This window comes from uncultured Endozoicomonas sp., assembly GCF_947495845.1.
In the GTDB taxonomy this organism is placed as follows: Bacteria; Pseudomonadota; Gammaproteobacteria; order Pseudomonadales; family Endozoicomonadaceae; genus Endozoicomonas.
Genome location: NZ_CANMAO010000004.1, coordinates 14,692 through 31,537, shown reverse-complemented (window position 1 = coordinate 31,537; position 16,846 = coordinate 14,692). Strand labels below are relative to the sequence as shown.

The following is a 16,846-nucleotide window of genomic DNA, read 5'->3' as shown; positions in this document are numbered from 1 at the left end:
ACTCTTTGACTGTTATATATGGCCTCGTACCGTATTGGTGATAGATTTTAATTTTCGGGGTACGTGGTCTAATCAATAATTAAGAAATTTAAAGAGGTGCTGATTATGTATGGATTCTCAAGCCTTCATGGTACGCGTGACAAGCGCTATCAAATAGATTCGGGCAGTGGATTGAATGCCGATGGTGGTGTGGAAAAAGCAAGTGATTATTGTGATGGACGTTGGAATGATTCAACTGTTCATATTGTTCCTGTTGAGGCGCACAACTCATATAACGTTGTCGGAATGGGAGCATTCAAAGAGGCTGGTCAGCAATTTCCTGTTTCCGTACCTGTAGCTGAAAAACATACTTCATCGGCACCTTCACTGAGCTTGAATATGCCTCCAGTAGCTAAAGCCCCGGTTCTTCCTACGTATAATCAAGCTATTGGGGAACAAACTACTCTGAATAATTCTTATCCAGGGGCTGAATGTGAAAATTCATTGGGTGTGTATAATCATTTTTCTCAGGCTATAGGGCATGGAGCTCAGCCAGCTTTGGAACAGACTCATGACGTGAACCGAAAGCGAACGGCGAGTGAACTGGAAGGCGTTGATGTTCAAGGTCGTGGTGGTAAGGTAGGTCATTATGATCCAAACCCTGTTTATTCACGACTTGATAGCGCAAATTTTTCACTTTTTGGTGGTAACAATGAAGCTTATTCAGATTTAGAAAAACCAATGGAACTGTTTGGATCTAATTTCCCTCTGGGAGAATGGGGGGGAGGCTCTCCGCTGGGTTTATCGCCCTTGTTGCAATCTTCACTATCACCTTTGAAACCTGGGGAGTTGAACTGTTCGGAATCAGCCTCCTTGTGTGATATAAATTCTCTGGAGTCGTTATTGTTCGATAATGGTCCGGGTGATCAAAAAATAAGCGTTAAAAATACAGCTGATAGTAACCAATGTCCGGGATTATTTGGAAATGATTTTTTTGTCAGTGACTCAGATGCATTTCAAACAGAATATGAGGCTGGGAAATATAGAAGGACAATCATTGTCGAAAGGGAGGGCGGAAAAAATATATATAACAGTATTGAAGTGAAAGAATATAATAATGCCAATGGAGCTAGTAAGATGGGAAGGCGACGATTTAGTGTCGAAACCTCTATGCCAGAAAAAACATCCGGTGATCATTCTGCCCAGGGTATGAAGCTGTTAGCCAGAGGGCCAGTGACAGATTTAACAATTGATAAAGAGGATGTGCCTTCCACTTCAAGTTTGACGAAAGAAGAAAAATACAAACTGTATCGAATCAAGAACAATGCCGCTTCCCGAAGTTCGCGGCAGAAAAATATACAACACATAAAAGAACTAGAAGCGAAAATTCATGAATTAGAGGAAGAAAATAAGGGGTTTTTGTATGAGCTTGAAATATTAAAAAAAGAAAAAGATAAGCTTTCTGCTGTGGTTCATTTAATTTTGGGGATAAAAAAGTAGGGGGATGCGTAAGTCTTGAGCACAATATACCAGCTAAGGATCTTTGCATGCTGGTATATTACTAACAATGAGGTGCGGCTCAATCAATGAGCCGCTTTCCTAGACTGGTTACCCGATCGGTTTTATAACCTAGAGAATGATAAAATGCGATCACTTGCTGATTTGACGTTCGTACCTGCAAGTTGATTTTTGGACAGTCCATGGCGATAAGGCGTTTTTCCAGATCGGCCATCAGTTCTCTGCCAAAACCGTTTCTCTGCCACTGTGGGCAAACAGCCAGATAATTAACCCACCCTCTATGACCTTCGTAGCCACCCATTACGGAAGCAACAATCTCACCGTTGATCAGGCCTACTAGAAACAAACCGTCGTTTATGGCCACTTTGCGTTTAATGTCTTTCTTCGGGTTATTTTGTGGCACCGTGAGATTGCACTGTTGCCAGAGATTGATAACTGACTCTGTATCGGCGATGTCAAAATTTCGAATGGCGAGGTGTTGATCTTTAATTCTGCTTGGCAGCGGATGGGATAGTTCCGATTTATAATCGGGAGATATCCGGGACATACGGAAGCTGTTCACCAGCTTACCATCCTGAAAGGTATCAAAGCGGCTTTCGCCTTCTACTTCGAAGCCAAAGCGTTCGTAAAGTGTGATGGCGTGATGATTGTCAGTATATACATCCAGCTCTATACGGGTCAGGCTCAACCAGTTATCGGCCAGGTCTACCATCGTGGTCATTAACTGTTTACCAACGCCTTTGCCCTGGGCGTTGTGGCGAACGGTAATGCCGAAACTGGCGCAGTGCTTACGTCTTGGATTCTGGTTAATGATTAACCCAAGGTGACCAACCACTTCGTTACCTGAATGAGCAATCAGCTGTATGTGGTTTTTGTCGTTTATATCGAACATGTTATCCCAGTAGGACTGCGATCGATAAGGGATTTGACTGGTGTTGCGGGTGACCTCCGGATGGCTTAATAATTCACCAATGGCTTTGAGGTCCGATTGTTCGGCATGTCTTACTACTACTTCCATGACATTGTCTCTATTTTTCTTATTGCGAGCTTCAGCTTCTCTGGCTTCAGCTGTCTTTTTGAGTATTGTTATCGGGCGCCATTATATTAGGAAACCATGCTCAATTAATACCAGCAATCATTCGTTTTCGGCGAGAGAAATGCTTTTGTAGCCACCTATGATTCGTAAAAAAGTGGTTAAAAAGCAAATGGCCGCAAAGCTGTAGGCCAAAATGGAAAAGTAATGTGGGAACAGGCAGAAAAGCACAAACAAGAGTATGGTTTCAGTGCCTTCAGCCAAACCACCGAGATAGTAAAGTGATTTGTGCTTAAAATGTGGTTCGGTAAGTTGATGTTTTTCAGCCATGATAGCAAACGCCAGAAAGCTGGAACCTGTACCCATAAATGAAAAAATCAGGACGGAAGCTGCCAGTGCATTATTCGTTGGGTCGGCCAGAGCAAAACCTACAACGATTCCGGAATAGAAAATAAAATCCAGGGTGATATCCAGAAACCCGCCGGCATCTGTTGGCTGGTTGAGCCGGGCAAGAGCGCCGTCGAGCCCATCCAAAATACGGTTAATAACAATGGCTATTAGTGCCAATGAGTAGGCATTCATTGCCAGTAAAGGGATGGCCAGCATGCCCATGCAAAAACCAGCGACAGTGACCTGATTGGGAGTGATGCCAAATGTGTCCGCTTTCAGAGCAATCTGTTTGAGCGGTATTTGTACCAGTGGCGCCGTCCATTTATCAAACATTGTGAGTGTATTTCTTTAAGGGTTTAGTGATCATTATCATAACCCGGGTGGTTAGAATAATGCGCTGAATTGAATTTGCTATCAGCTTGTTTGTTAAGTCGTTTTAGCTTGTGTATATTGCCACGGTTAAAGTTTTCATAATAATGCTCGTCTAAACAATAGATGCAGCGAGATAGCTGGATAGAATTCGATAGCTTGAAAAGGTGGACTTCCTTGCACTTCGACAGTAGCAAACTCAAGGTTGTACGACACGACCCTAAACGCGACCGACTGATTCGTCTGGTGCTGCTGGTATTGTTTACCGTTCTGGGGGGGATTGCCTACTGGTACGGTGGCAGCGATGCCGATCAGACTCTGGATGCAGTTCAAGCGAAGAATGACCTGTTGGTGCTTCAGGCTGAGGCACTTCAGGAAGAAAATGTTGAATTAAAGCAGCGTCTGACCATTCTGGAAAGTTCCGGAAAAATGGACAAGGATGCTGTGAATAATGTCCGGCTGATGGTTCGCAAGCTGGAAGAAGAGAAGGAGCAGTTGCATAAAGAGCTCTCCTTCTTTAGAAATATTCTGGCGCCAGAAGATTCTTCTACCGGTGTTCGGATTGCCGATTTCAGCCTGCAACAGGGCGAAGTAACAGGCAGTTTTAGAATGCGGCTGGTGGTGTCTCAGGTGGCTAGAAGTAATCCTTTTCTGAAAGGTACGCTGTCTTTAACCGTGATAGGTCAAAAGGATGGCAAGAAGCAGACGTTAACCCTGCAGCAGTTGGCCGGCGACAGTGAGGTCTCTACTCGATTGGGTTTTCGTTATTTCCAGGCATTGCCAGCAGATCGGGATTATTTGGATTTCACGCTTCCGAAAGGGTTTGAGCCTTCCGATATAAAGGTTGTTGTACAAATAACAAGCGGCATCAAACAAAGTTTTGAGCAAGTTTATCAATGGGATAAGGAGCTGGTAGCGGATGTTCAGCAAGAGCAAAGAAACGGTTAGTAATGTAAAAAGTGGCAGCACGACTCTGATATCTGCTGAAACCGCTATTACAGGTGATATCAACTTCTCTGGCACCGTACATATCGAAGGCCGGGTGAAAGGTAATATCTCTGCGGAGCACGGTATTCTTACCATCGCTCACAGTGCAGCGATTGAAGGTGATATCCGTGCCCAGCGTGTGGTGATTGATGGCCATGTCCGCGGCAATGTATTTGCTGAGGAGCATCTGGAACTGGCATCCCGCGCTGTGATCACGGGTAATGTGTTCTACAGTGTGATTGAAATGACCAAGGGTTCTCAAGTGAACGGTAGCCTTGAGTATCACCCGAATGGTGGTTTTGCAGGGCCTCAGTTGCTGGAAAATACTCAAAGCTCCGAGCATGAAATGGATATCGCTCTTGAAGCAGATAGTTGACGTTGAGAGTGAGACTGAAGGTTGATGAGTAGTGATTGGTAGTTGACTAAAATAGTCGGTTACTTTGATAATGTCCGCCAGATGAGGAATTAACGGGCTGCTGGACTTAATATACCCATTGGATTTCAAGTTGCTACTAGGCGACAAGAGAGCGAAGCCTTTAGGCCCTCGGGTCCCGTGAGCCTACAAGTAGTAGGTGATCGGGGTGAGCGAACGCTGACAACAATGTAGCAACTTGAAAGGCGGTGGGTATAATTTGCGGCGGCGCGGGAGGGTCAATGAGCGTAGTAGAAACAGTGATGCCTGATCCAATCAGTGTTACAGCCGCTGCGGCCAAGCGGGTTTGTGAGCTGCTGGCGGATGAAACTGATGAAAACCAGCGGCTGCGGGTGTACGTCACCGGCGGTGGCTGCTCTGGTTTTCAGTATGGTTTTACCTTTGATAATCAAATGGCGGATGATGACACCTTAATTCTCAGAGATGGCGCTCCGGTGGTGATTGACTCGTTGAGCTATCAGTATCTGGTGGGCGCTGAGGTGGATTATGAAGAAGGGCTGGAAGGTTCCCGATTTATGGTGAAAAACCCGAATGCCAAAGCCACCTGCGGTTGTGGGTCGTCTTTTTCGATCTAGCCTTGGGGGCGAATAATGTAAAAGGTCTGATTTTTCATCAGGCCTTTTTTTTATGGGTATTAAACCAGCTTCGCCATTGATGCTTTCAATGTACTGGCAGACTCTTGAATACCCGCCAATTCATCATCGTCCAACGTTGGTGTGATGGTGCTTTCCACGCCATCGCTGCCGATAATCGTTGGCAGGCTCAGGCAGACGTCCTCGATACCGTATTCTCCATTCAGGCGAACCGTTACCGGTAGAACTGCACGTTGATTGTTCCGCACAGTGCGGATGATATTGGCGATCACAAGGCCAATTGCCCAGTTGGTGTAACCTTTGTTGGCAATGATGTCGTAGGCGGCGGTTTTAACCTGGGAGGCAATCTCAGCCAGAGCCTGCGGGTTATAGTCTACTCCGTTGATGGTGTTGCCTCTGATGCCAAGGCCGGCAACATGGGCAGAACTCCAGACCGGAATTTCTGAATCGCCATGTTCGCCAAGAATATAGGCATGCACCGACTGAGGCGATACGTGGTAGTGGGAGGAAAGCAGCGTGCGAAAGCGAGAAGTGTCCAACAACGTACCCGTACCAATGACCAGATTATTTGGCCGCTGACTTAAGTCCTGCATCGCGTGGGTAAGAATATCCACCGGATTACTGGCAATCAGCAGCATGGCCTCTGGCGCATGGTGGTCCAGCTCTTTTGCGATACTCTCAAAAACTTTGATGTTTCGTTGGAGTAGCTCCAAGCGACTTTCATCCGGGCTTGATTGGCCAACGCCCGCACAAATCACAATAATACCGGCACCTTTCAGGCTGGAGTAATCGCCAGCACTGACTTCGCAGCGCCCGACCAAAGGCTGACCGTGCATCAGATCCAATGCTTCTCCACGGGCGCGGCCTTCATTTTTATCCACAAGAACAATTTCGTTGGCCAGTTTTTGTTGGAAGAGAGAGTAGGCGGCGGCCATACCCACAAAGCCTGTGCCTATAACGCCGATTTTATTCATGTTCATGGAGGGTTACCTGCAGACTGAAACTTTAGAAAGGTGTCGTGTATTGCCAGTATAGTTAAATGGGGATGGAGCGTCAGGCAGGATAAACACCACCAAGAACCCGAAGGTTGTTGGCTCCAGTGACTTCAGGAAGGTTGCCTGGCAAGTTAAGAATACGCTGCTTTGCCAGCCATGCAAAGGCAATGGCTTCAACCCATTGTGGATCAACGCCCAGGGCATTGGTGGAGTTTATGACTACGTTTGGAAGCAGCTCCTGAAGCATAGCCATCAATGTAAGGTTGAAGGCTCCGCCACCGCAGGTGAAGAGTTCTGTGGTGTCTGGCGCGTATTGTTTAATGGCGTCTGCGATGCAGCTTGCTGTCAGGCTGCACAGAGTGGCCTGAATCACTTCCGGGGATAAATGACTAAAGTCGTTTAATCGGGATTCAAGCCAGTTCGGATTAAACAGCTCACGCCCAGTGCTTTTAGGTGGAGCCTGATGGAAAAAAGGGTCGCTCAGTAACGCTGCCAAGAGCTCCGGGTTAAACATTGCTTTTGCTGCATGTCGACCACCCTCGTCAAAAGGTGTTTGCCAATGCTTTTGGCACCAATAATCCATTAGCAGATTTCCGGGGCCAGTATCAAAACCGCTTACCTGACGGCTGCCGGCAGGAAGAATGGATACATTACTGATGCCGCCTATATTAACCACCACCCGATCGCTGTCGCTGGTGAAAATAGCATGGTGAAAAGCGGGCACTAAAGGTGCACCCTGACCGCCAGCGGCCATATCTCGACGACGAAAATCACCAACTACCGTGATGTTTGTCAGTTCTGCTAACAGGTTCGGATCGCCAATTTGCAGGGTGTAACCGAGTTCTGGCATGTGCCGGATGGTTTGCCCATGGCTGCCAATGGCTTGGATTTGATCAGGTTTTAACGAGGCTTTATTGAGGAGAGCGTTGACGGCATCAGCAGCGACCCGGGCAATGGCCGGGTCAACTTCTGCCATCAAGCGTATTTCATCATCACCAGGTTGACAAAGCTGTTGGATTTTAGCCCGCAGCTCTGTTGGCCATGGCAAGGAGTGAGTTGCCAGAACTCTGGGGTGGTCTTTATCGAATTCAACAGCAACGGCATCCATGGCATCGAGGCTGGTACCCGACATAAGACCTACATAAATATCTGGCATGGTTTTCCTTATTGGGTAGCCACCAGTGTTTCGGTTTGCTTATCAAGCCGCGCAACCATGCGCTCAGACACTTTCTTGAAGCTGGCCATCTCTTTACTGTCAATCGGCGCTGCATCAGGCAGCTTAACAGTCATGGGGTTACGATGGACGCCATTGACCCGGAACTCATAATGTAAGTGAGGCCCGGTTGCCCAGCCAGTTTGACCGACATAAGCAACGATTTGGCCCTGACGCACTTTTTGCCCTTTTTTCAATCCCGCCAGCTTATTCGCATGGGCATAGACTGTGACAATATTGTTGGGGTGTTCCAGAAAGACGACGTTGCCATAACCATTCTGACGGCCGGAGAATTTTACCCGTCCATCGCCTGCAGCTTTGATTGGGGTATTGGTTGGTGCTGCATAATCAACACCGCGATGAGGCCTCTTGGTTTTGAAGACCGGGTGCAGCCGGTTTGGGTTGAACCGGGAACTGATGCGGGTGAAATCAACCGGCGTTCGCAGGAAGGCTTTTCTCATACTATTGCCATCCGGGGTGTAGTAACCCGAGTCGCCGTTGCTGTCGGTATAGCGAATGGCGGTGTAGGTGGTGCCCTGATTAGTGAAGCTGGCAACTAGAATGTTACCGTCGCCCAGTTTGTCTCCATCCAGATACTTCTCTTCGTAAATCAGGTTAAAAGAATCGCCACTGCGGATGTCGAGTACAAAATCGATATCCCAGCCAAAAATACCGGCCAGTTCCATGGTCAGATTGTCGGATAAACCGGCTTTCTGACTGGCAATAAATAGAGAGCTTTCGATAGTTCCGCTGGCGTAAGTTGGGCGAACTTCAGGAGACAGCGATACCAACTCGGCCTGATAACCCTCATCACCTTTTGTGAAGAAGATGCTGTCCAGTTTGGATTGCACATATCTCAGTTGGGTCAGTATGCCCTGATCGTTGATACGAAAGTCCAGGCTTTGCCCCGGGCGGATTCGTGCCAGCAGGTCACCGTATTCTGGTGTGCTCGCCACCTGATAAACAACAGTGGGGCTTAGACCTTGCTTAGAGAAAAGGGCAGCCACGCTATCGCCACTTTTGATCGTGACGTTGTGCCATTGACCCAGTTGTTTTTCCAGATCGTAGGCTGCTTGTGCCAGCGCTTTCGCTTCTTCCTGAGCCTTGTTGTCTTCTTTGCTGGTCAGGAACGGGGTGTTTGATGGATCACCAGGGGTGAGCAGGTTAGTGTCAGCAGAGGGCTCGACACCGTCGATGGTCATCGGAATTTCGGAACGCTTCGCTTCAACATCTGAAGAAGGCAGCAGAGCCATCATTCCCATGACCCCAATTGCGACGGAACTTGCCAGTAGCAAGTGTCGCTTGGGAAACTGTTTCAGGCGCTTGTTCGTTCGAGTAGCGCCTCTAAGGATGGCTTTATTCATTAAAGGTGTTAACGCTGTGTTTAATATGCAAAATCTAATGGTACATATTCAAATTATAACGATAAAAAAACTCAGAAGTCATATATACATAAAGATCTGTCAGAATAGCTTCGTTAAATGCTGATCCAGATCATTTTTTGATCTAAATGTCTGAAAAGTTACTGATTCTCCTTCATCTAGTGCCAGAAGGTGTGATCAATTTCACATCGTGGGTCACATCATAAAAGTATCTGAGAACACGGATGACGACCATTACACTATGTTTACTCTGGGTTTACTCTGGCCTTATCACGAATTATCTGCCAAAAAGGGTCTTCTTTCCCTTTTCTTTTTCTTACTTCTTTTCCAATATTGCTGAGCAGGCATTTGTTCTTGAGGCGTTTTGTTGTATTTTGAGCGGCTTGATTTTAAGTGTTCAGCGATAGCTAAAGGTTGAACGTTGAACCATTGATTGTGTGCAGGAAAAGCTCATGTCCGATAGTCAGAACCCGTTGCTTAATGATTTGCAAGCCCGCCAGTTGATCGCGCAGACCACTGCGGTTGAAGAACTGGATGCACATCTCAGTGAACAGCCACGGGTGCTTTATTGTGGCTTTGACCCCACTGCAGACAGCCTTCATCTTGGTCATCTGGTGCCTTTGTTGGTACTTAAACGTTTTCAGGAAGCTGGTCACAAGCCTATCGCGCTGGTGGGTGGTGCTACTGGTTTGATTGGTGATCCGAGTTTTAAAGCCGCTGAGCGTCAGTTGAATACGCCAGACGTGGTTTCTAGCTGGGTCGAGAAAATCAAAGGCCAAGTCAGCCAGTTTATCGATTTTGACTGTGGTGATAACTCTGCCATTGTCGCCAACAATCTGGATTGGACGGCAGAACTGAATGTCCTCGATTTCCTCCGGGACATTGGCAAGCACTTCTCGGTCAACGCCATGATCAACAAAGAATCCGTTCAGCAGCGTCTGAACCGTGAAGGTGCCGGTATTTCTTTCACCGAATTCTCCTACGCGTTGCTGCAGGGAATGGACTTTGCCGAGTTGAATCGTCGTCACGATTGTACCCTCCAGGTCGGTGGTAGCGATCAGTGGGGCAATATTGTTGGTGGTATTGATCTGGCCCGTCGTCAGAACAAAGCTCGAACCTTTGGTTTAACGGTACCGCTGATCACCAAATCCGATGGCACCAAGTTTGGTAAAACCGAAGGTGGTGCGATCTGGCTGGATCCGAGCAAAACTTCCCAATATGCGTTCTACCAGTTCTGGATGAACACGGCAGATGCCGATGTGTATCGCTTCCTGAAGTTCTTTACCTTCCTGTCCATGGAAGAGATTGATGCGATCGAGAAAGCCGATGCTGAACGTCAGGGACGCCCTGAAGCCCAGCAGATTCTTGCCCGTGAAGCCACACGTCTGGTGCACGGTGAGGACGGTTTACAAGCCGCAATTCGTATAACCGAAGCGCTATTCTCCGGAGATATCTCTAGCTTGTCTGAGGCGGATATGGAACAGCTGAAGCAGGATGGTCTGCCAAGCGCTACCATCGAGCGAGAAGGTTTGGCAGAAAAAGCCATGACGCAACTGTTCGCCGATGTTGGCATGGTGAAATCAGGCAAACAGGTGAAGGATGCCCTTGGTAACAATGCAGTATTCTTCAATGGTCAGGCTCGCGGCGCGGCAGATAACATGAATCTGCCAGAATGCTTTGCTGCAGAAAAAGCCATGTACGGCCGCTTCTTCCTGGTGAAGCTGGGTAAGAAAAATCACTTTCTATTTGAAGTAATCTGATTGCTCCACTTGTCCTCCATTCTCATGGTTCTCCATGGGAATGGTGACCTTTGTATTTCAATAGTATGTTATCAGACCGGTGTCGTAGAAGCAGTATTACGGCTCGAATAGATCATATAACCACCACACTCCTCACTTGGAATGATTCTAACTGCACTTTCTGCAAGGCAATAAGCGTAGTAAATACTCTTTGGGTACGTCACGGCAAGGTTGGTTAACGTTGCACCTGTCAGGAATCCTTCGATCATGGGTTTAGCCAGATGCCCCACTGAAAACTGACCACCAAAGGCGTTGGTGGTAACGGTATATAACCCGGCATTTCCCAGTGCGTTGACAGCTCCCCCCAATAACATATATTCCAGTACCTCTTTTCGGGGCGGGAAAGGAGGCAAAGGGGGGCAGCATTGAAGAGCGTGGTCACTAGTCATGTAGATTTTGTCCTTATATGAAAGATCTGCCAGGGGCTGTTGATGCTTCGTTTTGCCAACCATGGCAAACACAACGATCGCACACTATTCAAAGTGGTGATCAGCGCGTTGCTTCAGGCTTTAACTCAATATTTGATAAAACAATGTAGAGAAAGTGATCTACTGCCTGTTCACTGCGATTATCTTGAGTAAGTGACAGTAGATAGGTTTTGACGTGGAAAGTTCAAAAAATGGCTCTTTTGTCTTGTTAGTTTTCTTCTAGCTTTAAACATTGATAGCGGAAGCATTCCATATCCTGGGGCCAGATACCTGGCGCCATGCCGGCTTTGTTTTTCAGGTGTGCAAGAAACTGTCTCGGGTTGGGAAGCTGTTGCCAGACTTGAGGCAGAAAGGTGGCTGAATACTGAGGGTTTCGAATGAGCAAGCCATCTTTCCCTGGGCGTATCTGCTTCAGCAGATCCTGCTCATCGCTGACGTCCATCTTTTCCTGGGGAGTCAGAATGGATATTTCTACAGAAATCTCGCTCAGCTCACTTTCTGTGACGGGTGGAAATCTTGGGTCTCTAAACGCACTGGCAAAGGCATTATGAACCACATCATCCAACAAGGCTCTGTGGGCTTGAGTTGAACCGATGCAACCTCGCAGGTTTCCCTGTTTTTGCAGTGTGACAAAACAGGCAGCCTGCTCTTTAAACAGATCGGATAGATGATCATCCTGTGATTCCAGCTCCGGGGGCAAGCCTGAACACCCTTTACTGATGGTTTTGCGGGCAATTCTCAGTAATTCTTGTTTGTCGTGTTCCGATGGTGTGATCTGCAAAATGGAAGTCCTGGTATTGGTAGCCGATTGTGCTTTTTATCGTCAAATCCATTGCTTACTGGATGGTTCATCAGGCGTTGCTACTGAATAACAAAAGCGCCATATCCCACTACCCTATTTTTATCCGCAACAGTGTCTCCCGCGGTATCATAAGAATTGCGCACATCCAGCGTAATCACTTCCATTCCCCGGCGCTGAGCAACCGTCAGCATGCCGTTCACAGGATAGCAGCCACAGGCCTGCCCACCCGTTAGATTGGCGCTTAATTGCTCGATGGCTTTTACCGTTTTGCTATCACGAATGCAGGCTTCTTCGTAATGATGAAAATGGCTGAGATCGGAGCTGATCAGAATCAGAGTTTCATCGCCACCCCACAGTTGATCAATCACTTCTGCCACCGCCAGGGGCGAGGCATCACCGACCACGATGGGGATTAATTTAAAATCATTCAGGCATTGTTGTAGAAAGGGGCACTGCACTTCCAGGCTGTGCTCAAACTGATGGGCTTTGTCCATCATGTGCACGTGGCTATTGGCGCTCAATGTTTTAATGGCTTCCGTATCTAATGAAATATTGCCCAGTGGCGTCGCAAAAGCCTCCACCGAAGGCGCCGCCATTCCTCGAACCGCAACCCGATGGGCAGGACCAAGTAAAACCACTCTGGAGATTGTGTCTCTCATAGATTCCAGCAAGCGATAGGCGCTGGCGGCCACCGGACCGGAATAGATGAAACCCGCATGGGGAACAATCATCACCTTCGGTGAAAGGTCTCGCGGTTGCGCTTCTGCCAGTAAGGTGGTGACCATTTCCTGAAGAGTATCTGGCGAGCCGGGGTAAAAGGTCCCGGCAACGGCGGGTTGGCGAATGTTCATGATGTAACTCCCCGGTTTTGGAAGAATTAAACGTGCATCCTCTAAGAAGCTGTTCACAATCTTTCTGCGAGCTGCAAACGATGATAAAACGCCCCTGTTTTTCAGTTTTCTTCGTTGCGTAGCGCCACTATGCGCCTCAAAAAACTGAAAAACAGGAACATTTTCTCCTCGTTTTCGCTATTCACAAAAGATCATAAACAGCTTCTAATAACGGCGGTCGATAGCAGTACCTATAATCATAGTCTTATGGATTGAGGATCAAAGGCAATGATCGCCCAGAGAGAGACAACACCTGCCGGTAATGTAATCACTAACTACTGGCATAAATTGGATGATGGCAGAATCCAGTGTGATGTTTGCCCAAGAGCGTGCAAGCTGAGAGAAGGGCAACAAGGGCTCTGTTTTGTTCGAGCCTGTGAAGATGACCAGATTGTGTTAACCAGTTATGGTCGCTCCAGCGGCTTTTGTATTGATCCCATTGAAAAGAAACCACTGAACCATTTTCTGCCGGGTACTCCAGTGCTTTCCTTTGGAACTGCTGGCTGCAACCTTGCCTGTAAATTTTGTCAGAACTGGGATATGAGTAAATCCCGCCAAATGGACACCTTGGCAGATCAAGCTTCACCGGAACAACTGGCAGCCGTTGCGGCAAAAACCGGCTGTCGATCATTGGCGTTTACCTATAACGATCCGGTGATCTTTATGGAGTACGCCATTGATGTTGCCCAGGCCGCGGCGGAAAGGAATCTGAAATCCGTCGCCGTAACGGCGGGTTATATGTGTGACAAACCGCGAGAAGCGTTCTTTCGATACATGGATGCCGCCAATGTGGATTTAAAAGCCTTCACGGAACGTTTTTATCAAAAAATCTGCGGCGCATCATTGCAGGCGACGTTAGAAACCCTGCTCTATTTAAAGCACGAAACCTCGGTGTGGTTTGAATTAACGACGCTATTAATTCCCGGAGAAAACGACTCCGACCAGGAATTACACGCCATGTGCCAGTGGATTGTTGAAAATCTGGGTGTGGATGTACCCATTCACTTCACCGCGTTTCATCCGGACTGGAAGATGATGAACCATGCCAGAACACCGGCTTCTACGCTCACCAGAGCACGGCAGATTGCCCTGAATAGCGGCATACGATACGCCTATACGGGCAATGTTCACGACAGTAAAGGCGGCAGCACGCACTGCCACCAATGCAACAGCGTGCTGCTTGAGCGGGATTGGTATGTGTTGGGTGCGTGGGGGATTGATGCATCAGAAGGCAAGGGAGCTTGCCAGAACTGTGGTGCAGCGGTTGCCGGGGTGTTTGAATCACAGCCTGGCACATGGGGCAGTCGACGTGTTCCGGTCAAAATGGTTTCCTGATTGGAACTATCAGCTCGCGTTGATGTCTACGCTGCTTCATTCATAGATTGGTTTGCTTAATTCACTCTGAAACGTATTATAAAAATAATGATTTCAGGATGAACTCAAAAAAAATCCCATTATGGCTAATCGAATCCCCATCAAGGACGTGATCGAAGCCAACAAATGTGAGCAGTGCACTGCCCTTTGTTGTTCTTATATCACTCAGGAAATCGACACCCCTCGATCGATTTATTCTTTTGATACGCTGCTTTGGCAAGTGGCTCATCAGGGTGTTCATGTTTTTAAAGATAGTAATGGCTGGTTTCTACTGTGCCAGACCCGTTGTCAGTTTTTATTGCCGGATAATCGCTGTGGTATTTATGAACGCCGGCCTATTATTTGCCGGGAACACAGCCATGAAGCCTGTGAGTTTGATTCCCCCATCGACGAAGGTTGTGAACTGTATTTTCAGACCTTTGATGAGTTGGACGATTATTGTCGTAAACGTTTCAAGCATTGGGATAAGCGACAAGCTAAGTTTGAAGTGGAGCAGGTGAGGTTGGGGGTTTGGTAGGTTGTGTTTGATGCTCTTGGAAGCAACCATGTATGAGCTCTCATGCTCCGAGGTTGCCGCAAAACCTGTAGTTCGGTAATTCTGAAGGAATTGCCGACATCTCGCAGGCTTGTAGGTGCTGATTGTCGGCAACCCTTTGGGTTACCGACCTACGGCTCGGTAGTTAGATGTTAGAACCAGATCTCCATTTGAGCACCGTATGTCCATCCATCTGAAGTGCTGCCAAAGGTGTTCTTGATTTCATTTTCGGTGGTATAACCACCATATTCCAACCCTTTAACGCTACATGTTGTTTTATCTGTAACACCGCTTGGGCATAACTTATCCCACTTCGCATATGTGGCAAAAGCACGAATCTGTGGTCTAACCATATTGCCAAACGATGGGTGGAACTGCTGGGCAATGGTCACTTTCGTAAGTTTACTTTTTGTATCACTGCTAGCTTTCTTATTTGTTGTTGGTACTGTCAAATAAGATGTTTTTACTTGGTCATAGCCAAGTTCTATAGCCGTACTCGTTACATCATTCCAGTTCCAGGAAGGGCGTATACCTGCAGTAGTCCACTTTACTTTATCTTGATTTTGAGCAGCACCTAGCTGGTCATTGTACTTATCATTTTTTACTTCTGTATAGCCAGCGACATACATTACATCAAGCTTTGGCATTAGAGAGATCGCACCGTGATCTAAGATGCGCCAGAATTTATCGCCATCTAAGTTTTTGTTGGTTTCTAAACCTGAACCAGATGCACCTATACCTGCAGCGGTCATCGCATCATTAGCATATTGTGCAACAAGCTTGTTGCTTCCGCCCAATATATTCATCGTAAGCTCACCAGTAAACATCCAGCCGTCTTTGTTATATTTTTCTGTTTGTGAATCCTCCCATTTTTTTTCAGGGCTGCCTTTACCATAATCTAAGCCCAGTTCGAGAGAGAGTGCGTCGGTCAGGCGGATATCATTCCATCGGATATCAATAATATTCGTTGTTACACTTTTGTTTGGTTTGGACTTTTGAGTTGTAAGATAAAGTGGATTCGCAGAATCTATCACTCCAGTCGATGGGGTGTATTCATAAAATGTTGTTGCCTCAAACTGCGTATCATTCCTAACCCAGGCAACATCCAAATTACCCATCCCAATATCAATATTCTGAATACCAGCACCCGGTCCTGACATATCCCAATAATAAAAATCGATCATATGTACATCATGGCGCTGATAAAACCGTTTACCAGCCCAAAGCATTGCACCAGGTAATGCATCTCCAAAAACATTGGTCGCTTGAATATTCATCTCACGGAGTGTGGTATCTGTATCCCCTTCATCTGCTTGCCCAGCGGTCACATAGGAGACATTAGTATCCAGATAGAACTTTATACCGTTCTGGTCGTAAAGGTTGGCACCAAATTTCAGCTCTGCATAGGTTTCACACTCATTCCCCAGACGATACTTTGAAGGAGCTCCGGCCGCTTTAAAACACAGCTGCTCGCCACCTTTATTAGTGCTACCAATCCCGGAGCGTGCATAGGCCGAAAAATCGATATCATCACCACTATAGGAAGCCATCGCCCCCGCAGAAGCAGAAGCCAGCGCAACCACCCCACAGCATTGGCAGGTCAGCCGAGTCAGTGAAGAAACAATAGCGGATAAAGGGTTTAACTGTGGTTCAGTACTGTCAGGGCGTTCGGATAAATGCCTGGAGAGCATGTTTAGCCTACCTTTTCGTTCTCCGGCTCTCTCTTACGCCTTCTGGTTGAAAGAGTAAGGCTACATAAAAAAGAGAGCCAAGTGTGAATGTGTAAAAGTGCGGCCTGCCATCCGTGCAGTAAGTAGTAATATAATACCAATTCTGCTTTTAAATTATGGGCTGTGCAGCCATTTTGATCGAATGGATCTGCGTTGAAGTTCCTCGCCATAGCTAAGGCTATGACTCGTCGCTTCGCCTTGCCCAGTCGCCCAAAATAACTTGCTCGCTCCAAAATTTAAAAGCGCCATTGGTATAACGTCGTACAAAAAATGCTGACTGAAATAATTGAACCAGCTTCGACGAAAGTTTGTAGGTAATCCTGTTTATAATGCTCCGTACAATTGCGGAGACTCCTAAGAATTTAGTTCAGGGTCTAGAATAGGGCAAAAAAATGG

17 protein-coding genes are annotated in these 16,846 nt (G+C 47.1%); 8 read left to right on the top strand and 9 right to left on the bottom strand.

The window, feature by feature from the left end:
* Nucleotides 1–105 precede the first annotated feature (105 nt).
* Entirely contained in the window at nucleotides 106–1,479 is a 1,374-nt protein-coding gene (locus Q1B11_RS04395) for a bZIP transcription factor (protein WP_299728194.1), read from the top strand.
* Nucleotides 1,480–1,558: 79 nt separating this feature from the next.
* Here the strand turns inward: Q1B11_RS04395 and Q1B11_RS04390 are convergent, their stop codons facing one another.
* Both Q1B11_RS04390 and Q1B11_RS04385 read right to left on the bottom strand, forming a co-directional pair.
* Entirely contained in the window at nucleotides 1,559–2,515 is a 957-nt protein-coding gene (locus Q1B11_RS04390) for a GNAT family acetyltransferase (RefSeq protein ID WP_299728191.1), read from the bottom strand.
* 117 nt (nucleotides 2,516–2,632) lie between these two features.
* Complete coding sequence (locus Q1B11_RS04385) at nucleotides 2,633–3,253, bottom strand: CDP-alcohol phosphatidyltransferase family protein (protein ID WP_299728188.1); 621 nt, start codon at nucleotides 3,251–3,253, stop codon at nucleotides 2,633–2,635.
* Between the two features lie 213 nt (nucleotides 3,254–3,466).
* On the opposite strand from Q1B11_RS04385, the gene Q1B11_RS04380 reads away from it, so the two are divergent.
* The 3 genes from Q1B11_RS04380 to erpA all read left to right on the top strand — a co-directional run bounded on the left by Q1B11_RS04380 (nucleotide 3,467) and on the right by erpA (nucleotide 5,284).
* The gene (locus tag Q1B11_RS04380) at nucleotides 3,467–4,237 is read left to right on the top strand and encodes a DUF6776 family protein (protein WP_299728185.1); all 771 of its coding nucleotides are present in this window, start codon (nucleotides 3,467–3,469) and stop codon (nucleotides 4,235–4,237) included.
* Complete coding sequence (locus Q1B11_RS04375) at nucleotides 4,209–4,652, top strand: polymer-forming cytoskeletal protein (protein WP_299728182.1); 444 nt, start codon at nucleotides 4,209–4,211, stop codon at nucleotides 4,650–4,652. Before Q1B11_RS04380 ends, Q1B11_RS04375 begins: the two co-directional genes overlap by 29 nt.
* A gap of 278 nt (nucleotides 4,653–4,930) precedes the next feature.
* Nucleotides 4,931–5,284, top strand: coding sequence for an iron-sulfur cluster insertion protein ErpA (erpA, locus tag Q1B11_RS04370; RefSeq protein WP_095211465.1), 354 nt, complete (start codon nucleotides 4,931–4,933; stop codon nucleotides 5,282–5,284).
* 59 nt (nucleotides 5,285–5,343) lie between these two features.
* Here the strand turns inward: erpA and Q1B11_RS04365 are convergent, their stop codons facing one another.
* The 3 genes from Q1B11_RS04365 to Q1B11_RS04355 all read right to left on the bottom strand — a co-directional run bounded on the left by Q1B11_RS04365 (nucleotide 5,344) and on the right by Q1B11_RS04355 (nucleotide 8,874).
* Nucleotides 5,344–6,282: an L-lactate dehydrogenase gene (locus Q1B11_RS04365; RefSeq protein WP_299728175.1), complete on the bottom strand. Its 939-nt coding sequence runs from the start codon at nucleotides 6,280–6,282 to the stop codon at nucleotides 5,344–5,346.
* Nucleotides 6,283–6,355: 73 nt separating this feature from the next.
* Nucleotides 6,356–7,453: an anhydro-N-acetylmuramic acid kinase gene (locus tag Q1B11_RS04360; protein ID WP_299728172.1), complete on the bottom strand. Its 1,098-nt coding sequence runs from the start codon at nucleotides 7,451–7,453 to the stop codon at nucleotides 6,356–6,358.
* Between the two features lie 8 nt (nucleotides 7,454–7,461).
* On the bottom strand, nucleotides 7,462–8,874 hold the full coding sequence (locus Q1B11_RS04355) for a peptidoglycan DD-metalloendopeptidase family protein (RefSeq protein WP_299728169.1): 1,413 nt from the start codon (nucleotides 8,872–8,874) through the stop codon (nucleotides 7,462–7,464).
* A 470-nt stretch (nucleotides 8,875–9,344) separates the two neighbouring features.
* Between Q1B11_RS04355 and tyrS the strand changes: the two genes are divergently transcribed.
* Entirely contained in the window at nucleotides 9,345–10,652 is a 1,308-nt protein-coding gene (gene tyrS / locus Q1B11_RS04350; RefSeq protein WP_299728165.1) for a tyrosine--tRNA ligase, read from the top strand.
* Between the two features lie 71 nt (nucleotides 10,653–10,723).
* Here the strand turns inward: tyrS and Q1B11_RS04345 are convergent, their stop codons facing one another.
* The gene (locus tag Q1B11_RS04345; RefSeq protein ID WP_299728161.1) at nucleotides 10,724–11,005 is read right to left on the bottom strand and encodes a hypothetical protein; all 282 of its coding nucleotides are present in this window, start codon (nucleotides 11,003–11,005) and stop codon (nucleotides 10,724–10,726) included.
* A gap of 117 nt (nucleotides 11,006–11,122) precedes the next feature.
* Here Q1B11_RS04345 and Q1B11_RS04340 point away from each other — a divergent pair, with 117 nt between their 5' ends.
* On the top strand, nucleotides 11,123–11,272 hold the full coding sequence (locus Q1B11_RS04340; RefSeq protein ID WP_299728158.1) for a hypothetical protein: 150 nt from the start codon (nucleotides 11,123–11,125) through the stop codon (nucleotides 11,270–11,272).
* 55 nt (nucleotides 11,273–11,327) lie between these two features.
* Here the strand turns inward: Q1B11_RS04340 and amrA are convergent, their stop codons facing one another.
* Nucleotides 11,328–11,900 carry an AmmeMemoRadiSam system protein A gene (gene amrA / locus Q1B11_RS04335; RefSeq protein ID WP_299728155.1) on the bottom strand — a complete coding sequence of 191 codons (573 nt, stop codon included), beginning with the start codon at nucleotides 11,898–11,900 and terminating at the stop codon, nucleotides 11,328–11,330.
* A gap of 80 nt (nucleotides 11,901–11,980) precedes the next feature.
* Complete coding sequence (gene amrB / locus Q1B11_RS04330; RefSeq protein ID WP_299728152.1) at nucleotides 11,981–12,772, bottom strand: AmmeMemoRadiSam system protein B; 792 nt, start codon at nucleotides 12,770–12,772, stop codon at nucleotides 11,981–11,983.
* A gap of 267 nt (nucleotides 12,773–13,039) precedes the next feature.
* Here amrB and amrS point away from each other — a divergent pair, with 267 nt between their 5' ends.
* Nucleotides 13,040–14,146 carry an AmmeMemoRadiSam system radical SAM enzyme gene (amrS, locus tag Q1B11_RS04325; RefSeq protein WP_299728149.1) on the top strand — a complete coding sequence of 369 codons (1,107 nt, stop codon included), beginning with the start codon at nucleotides 13,040–13,042 and terminating at the stop codon, nucleotides 14,144–14,146.
* Between the two features lie 121 nt (nucleotides 14,147–14,267).
* Complete coding sequence (locus tag Q1B11_RS04320) at nucleotides 14,268–14,702, top strand: YkgJ family cysteine cluster protein (protein WP_299728146.1); 435 nt, start codon at nucleotides 14,268–14,270, stop codon at nucleotides 14,700–14,702.
* Nucleotides 14,703–14,872: 170 nt separating this feature from the next.
* On the opposite strand, the gene lamB is transcribed toward Q1B11_RS04320, so the two are convergent.
* On the bottom strand, nucleotides 14,873–16,411 hold the full coding sequence (gene lamB / locus Q1B11_RS04315; RefSeq protein ID WP_299728143.1) for a maltoporin LamB: 1,539 nt from the start codon (nucleotides 16,409–16,411) through the stop codon (nucleotides 14,873–14,875).
* Nucleotides 16,412–16,846 lie beyond the last annotated feature (435 nt).

Coding starts and splice junctions, on each gene's coding strand:
- Q1B11_RS04390 (WP_299728191.1), bottom strand. CDS start 2,515: ATGGAAGTAGTAGTAAGACATGCCGAACAATCGGACCTCAAAGCCATT.
- Q1B11_RS04385 (WP_299728188.1), bottom strand. CDS start 3,253: ATGTTTGATAAATGGACGGCGCCACTGGTACAAATACCGCTCAAACAG.
- Q1B11_RS04375 (WP_299728182.1), top strand. CDS start 4,209: ATGTTCAGCAAGAGCAAAGAAACGGTTAGTAATGTAAAAAGTGGCAGC.
- Q1B11_RS04340 (WP_299728158.1), top strand. CDS start 11,123: ATGCTTCGTTTTGCCAACCATGGCAAACACAACGATCGCACACTATTC.
- Q1B11_RS04355 (WP_299728169.1), bottom strand. CDS start 8,874: ATGAATAAAGCCATCCTTAGAGGCGCTACTCGAACGAACAAGCGCCTG.
- Q1B11_RS04345 (WP_299728161.1), bottom strand. CDS start 11,005: ATGTTATTGGGGGGAGCTGTCAACGCACTGGGAAATGCCGGGTTATAT.
- erpA (WP_095211465.1), top strand. CDS start 4,931: ATGAGCGTAGTAGAAACAGTGATGCCTGATCCAATCAGTGTTACAGCC.
- amrS (WP_299728149.1), top strand. CDS start 13,040: ATGATCGCCCAGAGAGAGACAACACCTGCCGGTAATGTAATCACTAAC.
- Q1B11_RS04320 (WP_299728146.1), top strand. CDS start 14,268: ATGGCTAATCGAATCCCCATCAAGGACGTGATCGAAGCCAACAAATGT.
- tyrS (WP_299728165.1), top strand. CDS start 9,345: ATGTCCGATAGTCAGAACCCGTTGCTTAATGATTTGCAAGCCCGCCAG.
- Q1B11_RS04360 (WP_299728172.1), bottom strand. CDS start 7,453: ATGCCAGATATTTATGTAGGTCTTATGTCGGGTACCAGCCTCGATGCC.
- lamB (WP_299728143.1), bottom strand. CDS start 16,411: ATGCTCTCCAGGCATTTATCCGAACGCCCTGACAGTACTGAACCACAG.
- Q1B11_RS04365 (WP_299728175.1), bottom strand. CDS start 6,282: ATGAACATGAATAAAATCGGCGTTATAGGCACAGGCTTTGTGGGTATG.
- amrB (WP_299728152.1), bottom strand. CDS start 12,772: ATGAACATTCGCCAACCCGCCGTTGCCGGGACCTTTTACCCCGGCTCG.
- Q1B11_RS04395 (WP_299728194.1), top strand. CDS start 106: ATGTATGGATTCTCAAGCCTTCATGGTACGCGTGACAAGCGCTATCAA.